Here is a 668-nt window from a genome sequence, read left to right on the forward strand (position 1 = left end):
TAATTTGTGATTCTGGAAGTTTAGGAGCGTTTTTTGCGTGTCCTAAATCTTTCTTCAGAATATATCGCATTTTATTCAGAACTAAAACATAAAAACCTTTAGGTTTAGCTTCTTCACCACCTTGATTTTTTATTATTCCTGTGTCTAAACACCAGTCATGTTTTGCTAATTTCCCCTCCTCATCTAAGTATACTGGTAACCACACCTTTTCAGAAGGAGGAGCTGGAGTGTGCGGATTCAAATCTTCCGCTTCATTTTCTTCCTCCAAGCTCATATGATATCTTATTGAAGAAACAGACGTTATTAACTTTATTCATCAGAGACTTTTTATTGCAGTGCTATAATGCTGTAATATTGGGGAGCATGGTGTAACCTGGCAGCATTGCGGGCTCCAATTATACAGGAATGATTGCTACAGGGTCTGCTGATATCGTGATGAATGATTGGAGCTATGACCTGTGCAACGTTGAGCTCCGGCTCAATAGGTGAGACCCGCCGATCTGGGTTCAAATCCCAGTGCTCCCACCATCCCCATAAGTTTTTATGTCTGATAATTGTAACTATATCATAGCGTTATAGCCAGTTTTAGAACAATGTTTTTTGGTCTAATAGCAATATGTGTCTTGTTTGTAGTATCTGATAATGTTAATAAAGAATATTGGATTTGA

General features: G+C 38.0%; 1 protein-coding gene and 1 tRNA gene. One reads left to right on the top strand and one right to left on the bottom strand.

All coding sequences use genetic code 11. The annotated features are described in order from the left end of the window. A partial coding sequence (locus QGG57_07025; protein ID MDP7007909.1) for a hypothetical protein occupies positions 1-274 on the bottom strand: 274 nt, incomplete at its 3' end. 83 nt (positions 275-357) lie between these two features. Between QGG57_07025 and QGG57_07030 the strand changes: the two genes are divergently transcribed. Continuing rightward, positions 358-528: transfer RNA gene (locus QGG57_07030), tRNA-Trp, on the top strand. Positions 529-668 lie beyond the last annotated feature (140 nt).

It is taken from the genome of Candidatus Poseidoniia archaeon, assembly GCA_030748895.1.
GTDB lineage: Archaea > Thermoplasmatota > Poseidoniia > MGIII > CG-Epi1 > UBA8886.